The sequence below is a fragment of the Microcoleus vaginatus PCC 9802 genome, assembly GCA_022701275.1.
In the GTDB taxonomy this organism is placed as follows: Bacteria; Cyanobacteriota; Cyanobacteriia; order Cyanobacteriales; family Microcoleaceae; genus Microcoleus; species Microcoleus vaginatus_A.
Genome location: CP031740.1, coordinates 5,432,064 through 5,448,415 on the forward strand (window position 1 = coordinate 5,432,064; position 16,352 = coordinate 5,448,415).

The following is a 16,352-nucleotide window of genomic DNA, read 5'->3' on the forward strand; positions in this document are numbered from 1 at the left end:
TGAGACAATAACCGTATGACTGTCTTTTTCTAAAATTTATGTATCGCCACTTTGATTATTTTTGTGGAGTCGGTCCGTAACATTGCCAGAAGGAGCGCATCAAATCAAGCGCTTGTATCCCCTTCATTGTTATTGGGATTTTTTTACGACGGACTACCGCCTCAAATTTACAGTGTGCCCGGGCGTTGCTTGTACTGAAGATGTAATCGGTTGCACTGACTTTGACCCTAAAACTTGTTTTACCAATGCTTATCAGCAACATTGCTAAAAACTTCACAAAAATTACGCATAAATACCGAAAACTACTTTTTTAGTTCCACTTTTAGCAAGGGGGATAGATGCCTAGCAGATTACCCTTAACTAAAGGGGAAGTCTAGAATTAGATGGATTATCACGGAAAATACACTTTAGGAGAATCTACAAAAGAGCGCGAATAAATAACAGATAATCCCCTAGAGGCCTCGTTCAAGTTTTTTATTTTTGGCGACATGAATTTATACAGTGCTAACTCACTCAAAGTCGAACTCAACCAGAGAGGCTGCCGCCTGACTCCCCAGCGAGAAACTATTTTGAGTGTCTTTCAAAATCTGCCACAAGGCAATCATTTAAGTGCGGAAGAGTTATACAGAACTTTGCAGAATAAAGGAGAACGAATAGGCTTGTCTACTGTCTACCGAACCCTGCATTTATTAGCAAGAATTGGAATTTTGCGTGAACTAGAATTAGCAGAAGGGCACAAACATTATGAACTGAATTTTCCGGAATTGCACCACCACCACCACCTGGTTTGCATTCAGTGTCACAAAACCTTTGAATTTAGCGATGAATCCATTTTAAGAATTGGCAAAAAGCAAGTTGAAAAAGCTGGGGTCGAACTGCTTGACTGTCAATTAACTGTGCGAGCTGTTTGTTTGGAAGCGCTGCGGGAGGGATGGCCTTCTTTGGTACCCAGCAATTGGTTGTGTCCCAGATATCATTCAGAAATTGATGAAAAAATTAGTTGAGTGGGATGGAATACACTTCGGTAATTGGTAATTGGTAACTCTTGAACTCAGGTACGGCAATAGCGTTGCCAGGAATGATAGCGAAGTGATTCTTAGGAAAGCAATCTCACGCATTCAAACTCCCTTCTGCTTAATAGCATGGGAAGGAATGTTAAGGAATGTTAGCGAAGCAATTATTAGAAAAGCAATGTCACGCATTCAAAAATTGTCGCCTTTCCCTTCCCCTTCGGTCAAGCAACCTCAGAATCGCAACGTTGGTGTTCCATCCGAAATATGTTAGCGTACAAACTAGCAACAATCTGTTTACCTTCTTGCGTCAACTGCAAGTAACCGAGAGATTCACTGATGTGAGGATAAATGCCGCTCCAGTAAAACTTAGAGTAGCTTTGCAGCAAGTCGCCCGGATGCCGATAGCCCAAAAGTTTAGTAGCACCGCTTTCTTCCAACTCGTAAAACAGCGCGCCAATTTTCTGCAAATATTGCGGGTTGCTGAGCTGACCTATCAAGTCAGCACCGCGCACTAAACTAGAGTAATTAACTGCCTCCTCGTCAGTGTTACCGTCAAGCACCGAGAAACGAGTCTGTTCTATGTTCTGCTTAATTATCTCAGCATTAATTAGCTTGTGGTTGCCGAAGCGCTCGTCAATGAACAATTTAGCTCTGTCAACTCGGTAAGGAGCTAAGCTAGCCGCTGTTGCACCGGGAGCAAGTGCAATTCTCATGCCATCTTTTCCAGTAGCATACAATCCTTCTGATTCTTGGTCTTGCCGGCAAACTCCTTTGACATATCCGATGTCTTGGCACAGCAAAGAAATGATGAAGTGCAGCCAATCTTCGCAGGAAACTCCGCCCTTGCGAATGTGTTTTCCCCGCAAGATTTCTTGACCGACTAAGCTAATGCAAATGGCGTGCTCTACATTGTGATAAAGAGCATCGCTGTTAGCGATGTTTTCTAACGCCATTGCCCCCACCCAGGCAATAATGTCAGCATAGTCTGATTTGTAGCCTCCGTAAGTGCGGCTGTACCCGTTCTGAAGTTGTTCGATGAAAGCCTCGATCAGCAGTTCTGTAGAATTAAACATACCCTATCCTTTTACCTTAATATTGCCTTTCAAGAGCGGTGCATCTATTTGGGAGTCCTCTAATTTTATGGATGAGATTTGAACTCACAACTCATGCACCCCGTGTGTGTTGTGCTCTGTGGGTGGCAATCTCAAAACTATTTGACGCAGCTACGCCCGGGGAGTCACTAAGCAATCTCGCGCCCTGAGTCAAAACTCCCAAGCAACTCAGTCCATCACTGACACCCATCCCCGCCGTACTGCATACAGTAGCCTGCTGACAATTTTTCGCTCCTCTGAACTTTTTAAACTGTGAGAATTAATTGCGTATTGAATTTGCTGGAACACAGTCTGATCGATCTTACCGGATTTCCAAATGTTCAAGTAAAGTTCGGAAATTTTATATTCAGGAATATAAGCTTTGGTTGTCATCTGCAGTCAACTCGATGTATATTTCTTATTGTCCGGCAATTTTAGATAACTTTATGTGATGTCGATCGGCTATAGACTGTGATGCGATCGCAGGCTGGAGTTAATGCGCCTCTCCTAACAATGGTAATTTGATCGAAAAAGCGATAGGGCGATCTTCATAAATTTTGCTGACGGCTGTGACAATCATCATAGTTGCGCCTAAATTATAGGATGTCACATACCATTCTCCCGTTGCGCTCGCCCCCTCCCAACTTGCAGCAAGGAAGGAAGTTTTAGCGCGGGTCGCGCAAATTTCTTGCCAAAGAAACTCGCGTCGTGTACAATATAGAGTCTGGTATCCTCACTTACCCATAATTATTTTCATTCATCCCGTCCCCCCAGAGGGGAAGGGACTTTCAGTGCGGATACAGCCAAATCACTATATTCAGCAAAAAGCTAGAAATGCCGTAACTCATGCCCACTATTCAGCAACTCATCCGTTCAGCACGGGAACAAACGCAGAAAAAAACCAAATCGCCAGCTCTCAAGAGTTGCCCCCAGCGCCGCGGAGTTTGCACCAGAGTGTACACGACCACCCCGAAAAAACCCAACTCGGCGCTGCGGAAGGTGGCTCGGGTACGGCTGACCTCTGGTTTTGAAGTCACCGCCTACATCCCAGGGATCGGTCACAACTTGCAAGAACACTCTGTAGTAATGATCCGGGGCGGTCGGGTAAAAGATTTGCCCGGAGTTAGATACCACATCATTCGGGGTACATTAGACACCGCTGGGGTGAAAGACCGCAAGCAGGGTCGTTCCAAATACGGGGCCAAGCGTCCTAAAGAGAAAAAATAACACGGAACTCGCCGGATCATCGGGGTTGGGAAGCAAAAATAAATCCGATCGCGCCGATCAATTGCACGCTCGATCGTCATAGATCGAGATCTGATCCCAAAACCCCAAACTCAATCATTCAAAATCAAAAATCCCAAATAGAACTATGTCTCGCCGCACAGTTATTCAAAAACGTCCAGTTCCACCTGATCCAACCTACAACAGCCGGTTGGTAAGCATGATGGTGAGACGGATCATGCAGCACGGCAAAAAATCCGTTGCCTCCAGCATCGTCTACGACGCCCTCAAAACCATCCAAGAACGCACAGGGGCTGAACCGTTAGACTTGTTTGAAAAAGCAGTCAAAAACGCTACACCCCTGGTAGAAGTCAAAGCCCGCCGGGTAGGTGGCGCCACCTACCAAGTACCGATGGAAGTGCGTTCCGATCGCGGTACCACCCTCGCCCTTCGCTGGCTGATCAGATTTGCCCGCGCCCGCACCGGCCGTTCGATGGCCGCCAAGCTAGCCAACGAACTGATGGATGCAGCTAACGAAACAGGCAGTGCTATTCGCAAGCGCGAAGAAACACACCGCATGGCCGAAGCTAACAAGGCTTTTGCTCACTACCGGTACTAACTGCAAAATCGGGCATGGAGAAGAGCGCGATCGTGCGGTATAAAAGCATCGGGTGAGAAATTGGAAAGTGTAAGTTTTGAGTGTTGAGATTGCTTCTCTGGGCGCAATTGCGATTCATGAAGCAAACTCAAGACTCCCAAAATCAAAATTCACGCACTCAAAATTCACGCACTCTCGGAATCCTCCATGTCGCATCCTTAATATTTTTGTAAACAAATTTTGCAAAAAATATTAAAATGTAACAATAAGCTCCCGAGACTTTGGTAAGTCGCTGGGGAGTGCAAAATAGGGTTACTGTGTAGTATAATAGTATTATAACAGCAACACAAGATTAAGGAGGTAGCTGTGGCACGTACCGTCCCGCTAGAAAAAACTCGCAACATCGGCATCGCAGCCCACATAGACGCGGGCAAAACAACAACAACTGAAAGAATTCTGTTCTATTCAGGCATGGTTCACAAAATGGGTGAAGTGCACGAGGGAACAGCAGTCACTGACTGGATGGAGCAAGAGCGGGAGCGGGGAATTACGATTACTGCCGCTGCTATCACCACCAGTTGGAAAGATTACAAAATCAACATCATCGACACTCCCGGACACGTAGACTTCACGATCGAAGTCGAACGCTCGATGCGAGTGCTCGACGGAGTGATCGCAGTGTTCTGCTCGGTAGGGGGAGTGCAGCCGCAATCCGAAACAGTTTGGCGACAGGCCGACCGGTACAAAGTACCGAGGATCGTGTTCGTCAACAAAATGGATCGGATGGGCGCAAACTTCTACAAAGTCTACGGCCAAATTCGCGATCGGATGAGAGCGAACGCCGTACCCATCCAAATCCCGATCGGCAGTGAAGAAAACTTCCGGGGAATTGTAGACTTAGTGCAAATGAAAGCCTATATCTACAACAACGACACGGGAACCGACATCGAGGAAGTAGAAATCCCCGATGAAGTAAAGGATCTAGCCGTAGAATACCGCACCAAGCTGATAGAGTCGGTAGCAGAAACCAACGACGCCCTCACGGAGAAATACCTCGAAGGCGAAGAGTTAACGGAAGACGAAATCCGCTTGGCACTGCGTCACGGCACTGTCGAAGGTACGATCGTCCCCATGTTGTGCGGTTCGGCATTCAAAAACAAAGGCGTTCAGTTGTTGTTGGATGCAGTTATCGACTACCTGCCGTCGCCATTGGAAGTTCCCCCAATTCAAGGACTCCTGCCCAACGGCGACACCGCAGAACGATTTGCAGACGACGGCGCGCCCCTGTCAGCCCTGGCATTTAAAATCATGGCTGACCCCTACGGCCGGCTGACCTTTGTTCGCGTCTACTCCGGTATCCTCAAAAAAGGCACCTACGTCCTCAACTCCACCAAGGACAAAAAAGAGCGGGTTTCTCGCTTAATTGTCCTCAAAGCCGACGATCGGATAGAAGTTGAGGAACTGCGGGCCGGAGACTTGGGAGCAGCCTTGGGTTTGAAAGACACCTTCACCGGCGACACCCTCTGCGAAGAAGGAGCGCCCGTGATTCTGGAATCTCTGTTTATTCCAGAGCCAGTCATCTCGGTGGCTGTCGAACCCAAAACCAAACAAGACATGGAGAAGCTTTCCAAAGCCCTCCAGTCGCTCTCGGAAGAAGACCCCACCTTCCGAGTCAACGTTGACCCAGAAACCAACCAGACAGTCATCGCCGGCATGGGCGAACTGCACCTGGAAATCCTGGTAGACAGGATGCTGCGGGAATTCAAAGTAGAAGCCAACGTGGGTCAGCCGCAAGTAGCCTACCGCGAAACCATTCGCAAAGCCGTCCGCGCCGAAGGTAAATTTATCCGCCAAAGCGGCGGTAAAGGTCAGTACGGTCACGTCGTGATCGAACTAGAACCTACCGAAGTCGGAAGTGGCTTTGAATTTGTCTCCAAAATTGTCGGCGGCACTGTACCGAAAGAGTACATCGGCCCGGCAGAACAAGGGATGAAAGAAGCCTGCGAATCGGGTATTGTAGCAGGATATCCCGTGATCGACCTCAAAGCTACTATGGTAGACGGGTCTTTCCACGACGTAGACTCTTCGGAAATGGCATTTAAGATCGCCGGCTCAATGGCGATCAAAGAAGCCGTGATGAAGGCGTCGCCAGTGCTGCTAGAGCCTATGATGAAAGTAGAGGTTGAAGTTCCCGAAGATTACATCGGGAACGTCATCGGAGACCTCAACTCGCGTCGGGGTCAGATCGAAGGCCAAGAGACGGATCAGGGAATTGCCAAAGTTTCTGTAAAAGTTCCACTAGCAGAAATGTTTGGCTACGCCACTGACATCCGCTCGAAAACCCAAGGTCGGGGCATCTTCACAATGGAATTCAGCCATTACGAAGAAGTGCCGCGAAATGTGGCTGAAGCCATCATCGCTAAGAACAAAGGTAACTAACGATTTTGAATTTTAGATTTTGGATTTTGGATGAAATCCAAAGTCTAAAATCTAAAATGTTAAAATCTAAAATCGCTAAAAGAAACAAGGAACAAATCGAGAATGGCACGCGCAAAATTTGAACGGAATAAACCCCACGTAAACATCGGCACGATCGGTCACGTTGACCACGGCAAAACAACTTTGACCGCCGCGATTACGATGACTCTCTCTGCACTAGGTCAAGCAAAGGCTAAGAACTACGCCGACATCGACGCCGCGCCAGAAGAAAAAGCACGGGGTATTACGATTAATACTGCTCACGTCGAATACGAAACCACAGGTCGGCACTATGCCCACGTAGATTGCCCCGGACACGCTGACTATGTGAAAAACATGATCACCGGTGCAGCTCAAATGGACGGCGGCATCTTAGTGGTATCAGCAGCAGACGGCCCCATGCCTCAAACTCGCGAACACATCCTGCTGGCAAAGCAAGTTGGCGTTCCCAGCTTGGTTGTGTTCTTGAACAAAGAAGACATGGTGGATGATGCTGAACTGTTGGAATTGGTAGAACTGGAAGTTCGCGAACTTTTGAGCTCTTACGATTTTCCGGGCGATGACATCCCCATCGTCACAGGTTCGGGATTGAAAGCTCTCGAAGCGATGCTTGCTAATCCCAAGACTGTAAAGGGCGAAAATGAGTGGGTTGACAAAATTTACAAGCTGATGGAAGAAGTAGATGCTTACATCCCCACCCCAGAGCGCGAAGTTGACAAGCCTTTCTTGATGGCAGTTGAAGACGTATTCTCGATTACTGGTCGGGGTACTGTCGCCACAGGCCGGATTGAGCGCGGAACCATCAAAGTCGGCGAAACAGTCGAATTGGTGGGTCTTAAGGACACTCGCAGCACTACGGTGACTGGTGTGGAAATGTTCACCAAGTCTCTGGAGGAAGGTTTGGCCGGCGATAACGTGGGCCTACTGCTGCGGGGGATTTTAAAGGCGGATATTGAACGCGGAATGGTGATTGCTAAGCCGAAAAGCATCCTGCCTCACACTCAGTTTGAATCTGAAGTGTACATCCTCAAGAAGGAAGAAGGCGGCCGGCACACGCCCTTTTTCTCTGGATATCGCCCTCAATTCTACGTCCGTACCACTGACGTGACCGGCACGATCGCACAGTTCACCGCTGATGACGGTAGTGAAGCAGAAATGGTGATGCCTGGTGACCGGATCAAAATGACTGTTGAGCTGATTCACCCGATCGCGATCGAACAAGGAATGCGCTTCGCTATCCGCGAAGGCGGACGCACCGTCGGCGCCGGCGTTGTTTCCAAAATCCTCAAGTAGGACTCCGATAACAGCTTAAATAGCAGAAAAGCCGCAAAATTTAATTAGGCTTTTCTGCTATTTAGTGATTAGTTATTACTCAGAAGTCTGCTGTTAGCAGTTAGCCCAAAAACAACTGCAAAAAGACAACAGACAACAGACAACAAATAACAAACTGAACCTAGAAAATTCAAGAAACAAAAATGGCAACAATTCAACAACAAAAAATTCGCATTCGCCTCAAAGCTTTCGATCGCCGAATTCTAGACGCATCCTGCGAAAAAATTGTAGATACAGCAAATCGCACAGCAGCCACAGCGATCGGCCCGATTCCCCTACCGACAAAACGGCGGATTTACTGCTTGCTGCGATCACCCCACGTAGACAAAGATTCTCGCGAACACTTTGAAACCCGCACGCACCGACGGATTATCGACATTCACCAGCCATCGGCCAAAACAATTGACGCTTTGATGAAACTGGATTTGCCAGCCGGCGTAGATATCGAAGTCAAGCTGTAGATTGACTTATCGAAAACTCGGAAAGAAGGAACAAAGATTAAATAAATTGTTCCTTCTTTTTGTAGAAATTTCCCTAGTCATTACTTATTAGGTATTAGTTATTAGTTAATAATCAGCAATAATTTCTGCTCCAACACGAACTTAAATAATTATTCTTAATTAAGGCGCGATCACTACAAAAACGCTCCTTTAGCAGTCGCTATCATCGCCTTCGGGATCACTTAGTTTAGCAAAAAGGTATATTTAACATTTTGACGAAATAACGCCTGTGTCAAGCTGCCAGCACCGGAGATAGCGAGCCGTCGCTCCCGTTGCCACCGAAAAACCCCGCTCGCTCCTGCCCCGGAATTGCCTTTAATCAGTTAAAGTAAGAAAAATAAGCGCAAGTACCGTCACTTTTGAGCGACAATGGCATCCTCTTCCTCTGTAGCAGTTCGCGAACTCCCCTTATTTCCGTTGCCGGAAGTGGTTCTATTTCCAGGTAGGCCACTCCCACTGCAAATCTTCGAGTTTCGCTATCGAATCATGATGAATACGATTCTGGAGGGCGATCGGCGTTTCGGTGTACTCATGTGGGACCCCAACCAAAACAAAGTCTCTGCCGTTGGCTGTTGCGCCGAAGTGATTCACTGCCAACGCCTGCCCGACGATCGCATGAAAATTATGACTCTCGGGCAGCAGCGGTTCCGAGTGCTCGACGCCGTTCGGGAAAAACCGTATTTAGTCGGTCTAGTAGAATGGATTGAAGACGAACCGCCCCAAAAAGACCTCAGACCTTTGGGAAAAGATGTCGAACAACTGCTGAGAGATGTAGTTCGCCTCTCCAGTAAATTGATGGATCAGCCGATCGACCTGCCGGAAGACATTCCTAGTTTGCCCACCGAATTGTCCTACTGGGTAGCCAGCTACCTTTACGGTGCAGCGACAGAACAGCAAACTCTTTTAGAATTGCAAGATACTGCTGCGAGATTGGAACGCGAAACCGAAATTTTGACTTCTACTCGCAATCACTTGGCAGCGAGGACTGTACTTAAAGATACCCTCAAGTAGCCAATTTGCCTAGGAAAAAGCACGATCGGTTTGACCTGCTTTGAAGAAAGAATTACACACAAATCATACCATTTTCGATTTTCGATTTTCGATAGGGAATGAGTTATGAACTAAGAGTTGGGAGATTGCCTACAGTTCCATTCTTTTTTGGACCTGGTATCTGTTTAATTCTTAACTTCAAACAGGTTCGGATAGGTTCCTTATAGCAGTAGCTTGTGTTAGACAATCACGACCAACCGAAACCATACGATGCAGTTAGAGGCGGTCAACTGCCACCTCCTGTGGGCGGTGTAGTGCTCGGCGGATTAGCAGGAGTTAAACATCGGCTGTCTAGTTCTGTCAGCGAACATCGAATCGCCGCCCTGAGAGAGACATTGAATTACGGCGATGCCGGCTTAAAAATAGTCATCAAGATTTGTCAAAGCGAAACAGGGCCAGTGCAGCGGGCGGCCTGCGATTTGCTTCGACAAAGGCTGAATTCGATCGCCCGCGAAAAATTACAGGCCTTTGTAGCTTCAAGTTCAGATTCAGAAGCTAAGGTAGACAGCAGTGAAAAAATATTAAAGCACTCATCCGGTGCAGTCTCAGAAAAAAATTACGATCGGCAAATGTCCGAAGCACAGTTAATATTTGAGACAGTTACGCAGCAGATGCAACCAAATTTGTTGCTCTTAGAAGCACTGGTAGCCTCTGTAGAACGCGAAGAATTTACCAGCGAACTGATGAATCTTTGGGAACTATTAATCTTAGAAATTCAGGAACCTCTCAAAGAACTGCGTCAGGCTGTTGGCACTGCGATTTCCGCCCAACTGCGGATTCAGTGGCTGTACAATCAAGCTGAATCTCAAGCCAACCAGTGGCAGCAACGAGCTTTGCTAGCTCTTCAGACACAGGATGAAAATTCAGTCCGCCTCGCCGTGGTTGGCAAGCAGGTTCAATTCGATCAGGTGGCAGAACTAAAAATTGACTTAGACTACCAAACTGTGCGAGTAGAAAATCTCAACCGCAACTTGCTGGCTTTGGAAAGTAAGATTGCTCAAGCTACTTCCAAGAAAGAGATCCTCAAGATGCAGCTTCATTTTGCTAAGGTACAGCAGCAAATAGACTTCACTTTCAGCCAAGTCAACAGTATATTTTTTAGTCCTTAGTTGTCGGATTCTCTGCTGATATATTGCCTGATGTCAGACTTGTCTGACGCAAAAATGTATTGTCCCACTGAAAATTGTTTCCTCATCTCGCTTAGCTCCTTCGAGATTAGCGCCGCACAAAAATGCCCCGCTCAAATTAGCACCCCTCAAGTCAGCTCCTCTCAAGTCTGCGGCCTCAAGGTTACTTTCACACAAAAAAGCGCCTTTCAAATTGGCTGTTCTCAGACTCGCTCCCCGCAGTTTAGCCTCGCTTAGATTGGCTTTTTCGAGGTTTGTATGGTCCAAGCAAGCATCTATGAGGTTTGCTTCCATTAGGTTGGCGGCGTACAAGGAAGCTCCGCTCAAATTAACACCTATCATTTTGGTGTCGCTCAAGTTGGCGTTTTCCAAGTTTGCTTCAATCAGGTCAGCTCCTGTTAATCTGGCGAAAGTGAGATCTGCTTGGCTCAGGTTAGCCCCATTGAGCTTTGTCATCACCAGGCAAGCATTCTTGAGGTTGGTACCTATTAAGTTTGCCCCCCCCAGGTTGGCCAAAGCAAAATTTATTTCTTTGAGATTCGCGCAGGCTAGATTAATATGAATTAGGAAAGCTTCTCGCAAAGAAGCGTCTTTCAAGTTGGTTTCATGAAAATTTCTTTCTCCGGCTGCGTATCGCTTGAGAAGTTCATCAGCATTCATCTCACCAGCCTCCTAAGCTTTACTTAAAAAGTATACTACATACAAGAAAATTATACTACTGACAGTAGACTATAGCAACCAAATATTTTTAAAGTTTCTGTGTGATTTTTTAATTCTTCGAGTGCCGATCGAACAAATGCTTGGCAGGCGTTAGCTTCAACGTCCATAAAGAAAATATATTCTCCGAGCGATCTTTTAGTAGGTCTAGATTCAATCCGACTTAAATTAATACCGCGACTGGCAAATACTTGCAAAGGTTTTACCAGTGATCCCGGCATATTGGCAGGTACGCTAAAAGCTAGTGAGGTATGGGTGCAATTAGACGGTGAAGCATCGAGGATCAACTTAGAAGCAGATTGTGTAATGGATTTAAGGGATGAGCGCTCCCCTGCTTCTACGTTGGCGATTTCTCCAAAACTCCTGCTGAGTACCCAAAATCGAGTGTAATTATCGGGATAATCATTAATGGGTTGAGCTAACACTGGCAAATGGTAAAGTTCAGCAGCTCTTGGCGAAGATATCGCTGCTACATTTCTATCTTCCAGATATTGCAATGCTTCCGTGGTAGAATTGGCCGGAATTAATTGAGCTGAGGGAATAAACTGCCCCAACCATACCTGACACTGAGCTAGCGCTTGCGGGTGAGAGTAAACTTTTTGAATCTCGTTAAAATTTTTAGCATTAGACACCAGAGCGTGGGAAATTGGCAAAACTAAGGCGTGTTGAATGCGGAGTTGATCGAGTCGCCACAGTGTATCTAAGGTGACAGTCACACTGCCTTCGATCGAATTTTCAACGGGCACAACTGAATAGTCAACCTGCCCTACGGCCGATGCCTCTAGCGCTTGGGAAATGGTGGAATAAGGACACAGGGTGCATTCCAAGTTAGTTTCCAAGCTCAACCAATTGACATAAGCTAGAGCCGCTGTTTCTGCATTTGTACCAACAGGGCCGAGATGTGCGATCGAAATTTTCATTTAGAGGCAATTTTAGGTTACAAATGTTTGCTTTACTCTCATCAGCTAGGAAGTATGATGAAAAATTAGCAATGTCCCGAAAGCTTTTATCGGTGATTTCTCGGATGACATTGCTGGGTACACGACTTAGTGCGCGACTTATGTCACCTTAGAAAAGGTGATACTTTATTAAGATATGCTTAGGAATCCTATATTTTGATATCTTCTCATGTATATACGCTTTAATGCTTCCCAATCGGTTGAGATCTCGGTACCAGAGGAACGGGTTCCCATTCAACATTATCTGCGCCAGCCGAGGCGACTGGTGAACGCCCTTGTCGATCAAAGTCGCACAGAACAGCTAAGCGATGACTGTTTCCGCCTAAAAATGCGACCGTTACAATTTATGATGCTGAGCCTTCAACCCACAGTAGACATGAGGGTGTGGGCGCAGTCGGACGGTACAATCAATTTGGAGTCCGTCGCGTGCGAAATTCGCGGCGTGGGTTATATCAACGATCGCTTTGCTCTCAATCTCAAAGGACAGCTTTGTGTACACCAAAGCAGCGGGGTAGCATACTTGAAGGGAAAAGCGGATTTGGAAGTGCAAGTAGAGTTACCGCCGCCGTTTTGGCTGACGCCCAAGCCCATTTTAGAAGCAACAGGCAATGCTTTGCTCAAGAGCGTACTGATGAGCGTCAAACAGCGGTTGATGCACCAGTTGCTCTCCGATTACCGTCGGTGGGCAAGCAGCGAAAGTGAGCTAAAATCGCTCGAGATCCCCCCAATCTTATCTTTAGAAGGGTGAAATCCTACTAGAGAACTTGTTAATTAATGTATAGGGATATGTAGGCACAAATCAGGTCTCTTACCCAAATATTAGTTAGACGCTCGAATTGGGTACCTGGAGCTTTGTTTGAACTAGCCCGCACGGATAGATAGCTGCCTGTCAGTCAAGATCGATTTGAGTGAGCCCCCCATGTTCATCGTCTTCGATGATTCCCACGCCCCCAGGCCAAGCAGTAGACCTGTTTTTTGAAACTTCGTCCTTTTGGCGGAGGTCCCGCTGCGGTGGCTTGATTATTTTGCCCGGTTGATTCGTGGCGCCCACCCCAATTCTGATTTTTGGCCCGGAATTGCCCAAGCGAATTGTCATCCCGTCCACAACTGACACCTGAGCGATCGGTCTATCATCTACATAAGTGCCGTTAGCACCAAAATTAATAATTTCCCAGCCATTGGCGTGATTCCACAGCTCTACATGGTGGCGGGAAACTACAGCGCTGTAAATAATTACATCATTGTCGTTCGATCGACCGATCCGAACCACCGGTTCTGATTCAAAACACCAACTTTGAACCGCGACAGACTGGATAGGATGTAAAAGAGTTAAGGTAATCACTGATGTTTAGACACTCCACCGCCAGACAGAAACGGGGATACTTCCAGAGAGATTTTTTGGGAGAAAACTGCAAAAAATTTGATTTTTAAAGGCGTCGTCAGTGGGCCCTGATTCCCTCGCTCTGCCGTAAAAGTTGAACTTTTGGCTGCTTGAGGCATTGGAACAAACTTTTGATGGTTAGCTTTTGGCGCAGGCGCAAATTTTTGCTGTCCTCGGTAACCACCAAACACGATGTTCTTAATCGGGTGAACGTCGCAGTGATTGACAGCGGTCTTAACCGCTTGATTAATGTGGTCTGGGAGGGAGCGATTGTTCGCATGGGTGAGCCGCTCAATTTGAGCGGCCAAATCACCCTTTTCCCGCTGACGAACCAGAGAATTTAACTCAGACCCGCGCTGGTTGCAGCCCTGATTCGAGTTCTCGATCGGGCGACAGTCAACGATCGAGGAATCGCTGTTTGTAAAGAAAGAAGTTAACCAATTATTAATGCTGGGGTCTCTAGATAAAATACTTGTTGGTTGTATCAAACAGCATAGGTCTTTTTGAGTTGCTAACATTTTCCTTATTGATGCGATACCTTTAAAATACAATGCTTTGAGCAGCACTGGAATTTTGAGCGACAACACATCAATCTCTCATAGCGAAAATACAGATCGACCTTCCTCGCGCGCGCCGGCCCAAAATGCGATCGGCAATTAGTCGCAGGGCGAGCGGGAAGGCCAAACTTCAGCTCAAATCTGACTCGGGCGGCTCCGGGTTCGGCTCTGGCGGGACAGATTCTTGTCTTTGCCGCTTCAACTCTGCAACTTTTTCTTGAGCTACATCCCTGACTTCTAGAGCTTTATCTTGGAATTTTTCCGCCAGACTTTGAGCGCCCCGCTTCACACCTGCCACATTTTTGAGAGTTCTGTCGAAATCTTCCTGTAAAAACTCTGCTACCAGACCGACTTTTTTGTGCAGTCCCTCCGCGTACTGCACTGGCTCCGATACAGCAGCTTCAGAGACGATCGCCCGCTTGCTGCCGATGGTCGAAATAGCTGCCACAGGTAACAAGTAAATGTCGTCTAAAACACCGCGCCAGCCGCTCGATTTAAATAGGTAGTGGGTGACTGAACCCGTGCGGACATCGAATAGGTAGTCAACCACTGCACCTGCCTGATTCCCAGCGTCCGTGAGCACCTCAAGCCCGATCGGACAAACAGCTTGTTCCGGCTGATGCAATTCCGGCAGTTCCGGGTTAATGGTGACAAAAACATTTTCCCCCACCGTATCAACTTGCGCCCAAGCGAACCAAGTTTTTTTGCTGCCCAAAAGTCCCGACTTGCAAGTAAAGCCGATCGCCCGCTGGGAGTGAGCATCGAGCCAAACCCGATCTACCCTGCCGACCTCTTCCGCCGTTCTGCGGTCGATCGTGCGGCGGTTGAGCAGTTCGCTGCGCCTAACAATCTGTGGTGATGTACTCATAAATAAACTCCTGAGTGCCGCCTTTGAAAAATGTCTATCGTCCAAAGAAGCCGATTTAATATTCTTCTTCCGAATAATGGCGATTATTATCTGCCTCGGTTAACTCCTCCTCTTCCCTGGAAGTGCCAACTTCTTTTTGGTCGGGAACAGGAATCGTGCTAATTTGCACGCCGCCCGAGGGAGCGTGAATTTCCTTAGCCTCCCTTGGCTTGACGCTAATTTGTCCTAACTGGACTGAGGACTGATTTGGGCCTACGTTGATTTGAATTTTCGGACCTGAGCGAGCCAAGTGAACGATCAGACCGTCCACAATGGGAACCTTAGCGATCGGCTTACCATCGAGGTAAGTGCCATTGGTACCTAAATTGATCAGTTCCCAAGTTATGCCGCTGCGCCGCAATTCGATGTGGCGACGAGAAACCACAGCGCTAAAAAGAACGACGTGGTTTTCGGTCGAGCGCCCGATCCGGACGACCTGCTCGTCTTCAAAGATCCAACTGCGGACGGGTATAGACTGGAGTGGATGTAGCAAGGTCAGCTTAATCACATTGGCAGCATTGAGTTTTGGTAGAGCGCCTCAAGATGCGATTTTAGATTTTAGACTTTCGATCGCCCAATCCAAACTCGCTCTAAGAGATTTGAAATAAAAACGTAACCAGGTCTCCTTTGCCCAGAGAGATGCGGTCTCCCGGTCGCAACCGGTGGCGGTTTCCCTTGGGTAGCGGAGTATTGTTGACGTAAGTGCCGTTAGAACTGCCTACATCTTCTAGGTAGCAAGCATCTCCCTCCACCCGGAGATTTGCGTGTACCCGAGAAACTATCTCAGAATTAGCAAATCCCGAAACATCAATATCCGGCGGTACTAAGTCATTTGGCTTGCCTATGTGAACCACAGAGAGACTGTGAGGCAATTCCATCGGCGTATTTGTCTGAACGTGTAGCAGGCGCGCCGACTGCTGTTGCAGTTGAGTTTTAGCTACACCTGCTGGCTGTGGGCCCGGAACCGGAGGAGAGATATTTACTGGTGTTGCCACCGATTCAGTTGTAACAGGAACCGAGGGCGAAGGCGGGGGATCTGGAATCGTCGGAATGCTGGCGGGACTTTTTTCCAAGTTGAGTCCCTTATTCAGGGTAACTAGAGGTTCGGCCATCAGGGGAGCGGGTGGCACTAAATCCGGCGCCGGTGACGATACCACTGTGGGGCCTACAGGCGAGGGGGACGGTACTGTCACCTCAACTTCTGGAACTATGGAACCCGGACGCAAGTTAAAGCCACACTGGCCGCAAAATGCTGCATCTGTCTGAACTGCTGCACCGCAGTTCGAGCAACTTGCGGTAACAGGTAAAGGCGTGTAGCAAGCCTCACACTGGCTGGCCCCGTCGGGGTTCTGGTGATTGCAATTGGGACAGACAATCATCGATTTCTCCTTGCTATCGGCCAGATTTTCAAATCAGCC

19 protein-coding genes are annotated in these 16,352 nt (G+C 47.6%); 10 read left to right on the top strand and 9 right to left on the bottom strand.

Annotated elements, in window-relative coordinates:
- Positions 1–61 precede the first annotated feature (61 nt).
- Both D0A34_22370 and D0A34_22375 read left to right on the top strand, forming a co-directional pair.
- On the top strand, positions 62–268 hold the full coding sequence (locus tag D0A34_22370) for a hypothetical protein (GenBank protein ID UNU21218.1): 207 nt from the start codon (positions 62–64) through the stop codon (positions 266–268).
- Between the two features lie 220 nt (positions 269–488).
- Positions 489–1,004 (top strand): transcriptional repressor, encoded by a 516-nt coding sequence (locus D0A34_22375; GenBank protein UNU21219.1) that lies wholly within the window; start codon positions 489–491, stop codon positions 1,002–1,004.
- 230 nt (positions 1,005–1,234) lie between these two features.
- Here the strand turns inward: D0A34_22375 and D0A34_22380 are convergent, their stop codons facing one another.
- Positions 1,235–2,086 carry a metal-dependent phosphohydrolase gene (locus tag D0A34_22380; GenBank protein ID UNU21220.1) on the bottom strand — a complete coding sequence of 284 codons (852 nt, stop codon included), beginning with the start codon at positions 2,084–2,086 and terminating at the stop codon, positions 1,235–1,237.
- Between the two features lie 207 nt (positions 2,087–2,293).
- On the bottom strand, positions 2,294–2,497 hold the full coding sequence (locus D0A34_22385; protein ID UNU21221.1) for a hypothetical protein: 204 nt from the start codon (positions 2,495–2,497) through the stop codon (positions 2,294–2,296).
- Between the two features lie 453 nt (positions 2,498–2,950).
- Here D0A34_22385 and D0A34_22390 point away from each other — a divergent pair, with 453 nt between their 5' ends.
- The 7 genes from D0A34_22390 to D0A34_22420 all read left to right on the top strand — a co-directional run bounded on the left by D0A34_22390 (position 2,951) and on the right by D0A34_22420 (position 10,395).
- Positions 2,951–3,331 (top strand): 30S ribosomal protein S12, encoded by a 381-nt coding sequence (locus tag D0A34_22390; protein UNU21222.1) that lies wholly within the window; start codon positions 2,951–2,953, stop codon positions 3,329–3,331.
- Between the two features lie 145 nt (positions 3,332–3,476).
- Positions 3,477–3,947 (top strand): 30S ribosomal protein S7, encoded by a 471-nt coding sequence (locus D0A34_22395; GenBank protein ID UNU21223.1) that lies wholly within the window; start codon positions 3,477–3,479, stop codon positions 3,945–3,947.
- Positions 3,948–4,292: 345 nt separating this feature from the next.
- Complete coding sequence (gene fusA / locus D0A34_22400; protein ID UNU21224.1) at positions 4,293–6,365, top strand: elongation factor G; 2,073 nt, start codon at positions 4,293–4,295, stop codon at positions 6,363–6,365.
- A 102-nt stretch (positions 6,366–6,467) separates the two neighbouring features.
- On the top strand, positions 6,468–7,697 hold the full coding sequence (gene tuf / locus D0A34_22405) for an elongation factor Tu (protein UNU21225.1): 1,230 nt from the start codon (positions 6,468–6,470) through the stop codon (positions 7,695–7,697).
- Positions 7,698–7,879: 182 nt separating this feature from the next.
- A complete protein-coding gene (locus D0A34_22410; GenBank protein UNU21226.1) occupies positions 7,880–8,197 on the top strand; it encodes a 30S ribosomal protein S10 in 318 nt (105 codons plus the stop codon).
- A 408-nt stretch (positions 8,198–8,605) separates the two neighbouring features.
- On the top strand, positions 8,606–9,247 hold the full coding sequence (locus D0A34_22415) for an ATP-dependent protease (GenBank protein ID UNU21227.1): 642 nt from the start codon (positions 8,606–8,608) through the stop codon (positions 9,245–9,247).
- 215 nt (positions 9,248–9,462) lie between these two features.
- Positions 9,463–10,395, top strand: a complete 933-nt coding sequence (locus tag D0A34_22420; protein UNU21228.1) for a PspA/IM30 family protein — start codon at positions 9,463–9,465, stop codon at positions 10,393–10,395.
- Positions 10,396–10,428: 33 nt separating this feature from the next.
- Here D0A34_22420 and D0A34_22425 read toward each other — a convergent pair whose 3' ends face one another.
- A complete protein-coding gene (locus tag D0A34_22425) occupies positions 10,429–11,073 on the bottom strand; it encodes a pentapeptide repeat-containing protein (protein UNU21229.1) in 645 nt (214 codons plus the stop codon).
- A 50-nt stretch (positions 11,074–11,123) separates the two neighbouring features.
- Positions 11,124–12,050: a prephenate dehydratase gene (locus D0A34_22430; protein UNU21230.1), complete on the bottom strand. Its 927-nt coding sequence runs from the start codon at positions 12,048–12,050 to the stop codon at positions 11,124–11,126.
- A 208-nt stretch (positions 12,051–12,258) separates the two neighbouring features.
- On the opposite strand from D0A34_22430, the gene D0A34_22435 reads away from it, so the two are divergent.
- Positions 12,259–12,837 (top strand): DUF1997 domain-containing protein, encoded by a 579-nt coding sequence (locus D0A34_22435; protein UNU21231.1) that lies wholly within the window; start codon positions 12,259–12,261, stop codon positions 12,835–12,837.
- Between the two features lie 141 nt (positions 12,838–12,978).
- Here the strand turns inward: D0A34_22435 and D0A34_22440 are convergent, their stop codons facing one another.
- From D0A34_22440 to D0A34_22460, 5 genes are all read right to left on the bottom strand, one after another.
- Complete coding sequence (locus D0A34_22440; GenBank protein ID UNU21232.1) at positions 12,979–13,431, bottom strand: FHA domain-containing protein; 453 nt, start codon at positions 13,429–13,431, stop codon at positions 12,979–12,981.
- Entirely contained in the window at positions 13,428–14,036 is a 609-nt protein-coding gene (locus D0A34_22445) for a hypothetical protein (GenBank protein UNU21233.1), read from the bottom strand. The genes D0A34_22440 and D0A34_22445 overlap by 4 nt, the downstream gene beginning before the upstream one ends.
- Positions 14,037–14,157: 121 nt before the next feature.
- Positions 14,158–14,895: a photosystem reaction center subunit H gene (locus D0A34_22450; protein UNU21234.1), complete on the bottom strand. Its 738-nt coding sequence runs from the start codon at positions 14,893–14,895 to the stop codon at positions 14,158–14,160.
- Between the two features lie 55 nt (positions 14,896–14,950).
- Positions 14,951–15,442 carry an FHA domain-containing protein gene (locus D0A34_22455; protein ID UNU21235.1) on the bottom strand — a complete coding sequence of 164 codons (492 nt, stop codon included), beginning with the start codon at positions 15,440–15,442 and terminating at the stop codon, positions 14,951–14,953.
- Positions 15,443–15,524: 82 nt separating this feature from the next.
- Positions 15,525–16,313 (bottom strand): FHA domain-containing protein, encoded by a 789-nt coding sequence (locus D0A34_22460; protein UNU21236.1) that lies wholly within the window; start codon positions 16,311–16,313, stop codon positions 15,525–15,527.
- Between the last annotated feature and the right edge of the window lie 39 nt (positions 16,314–16,352).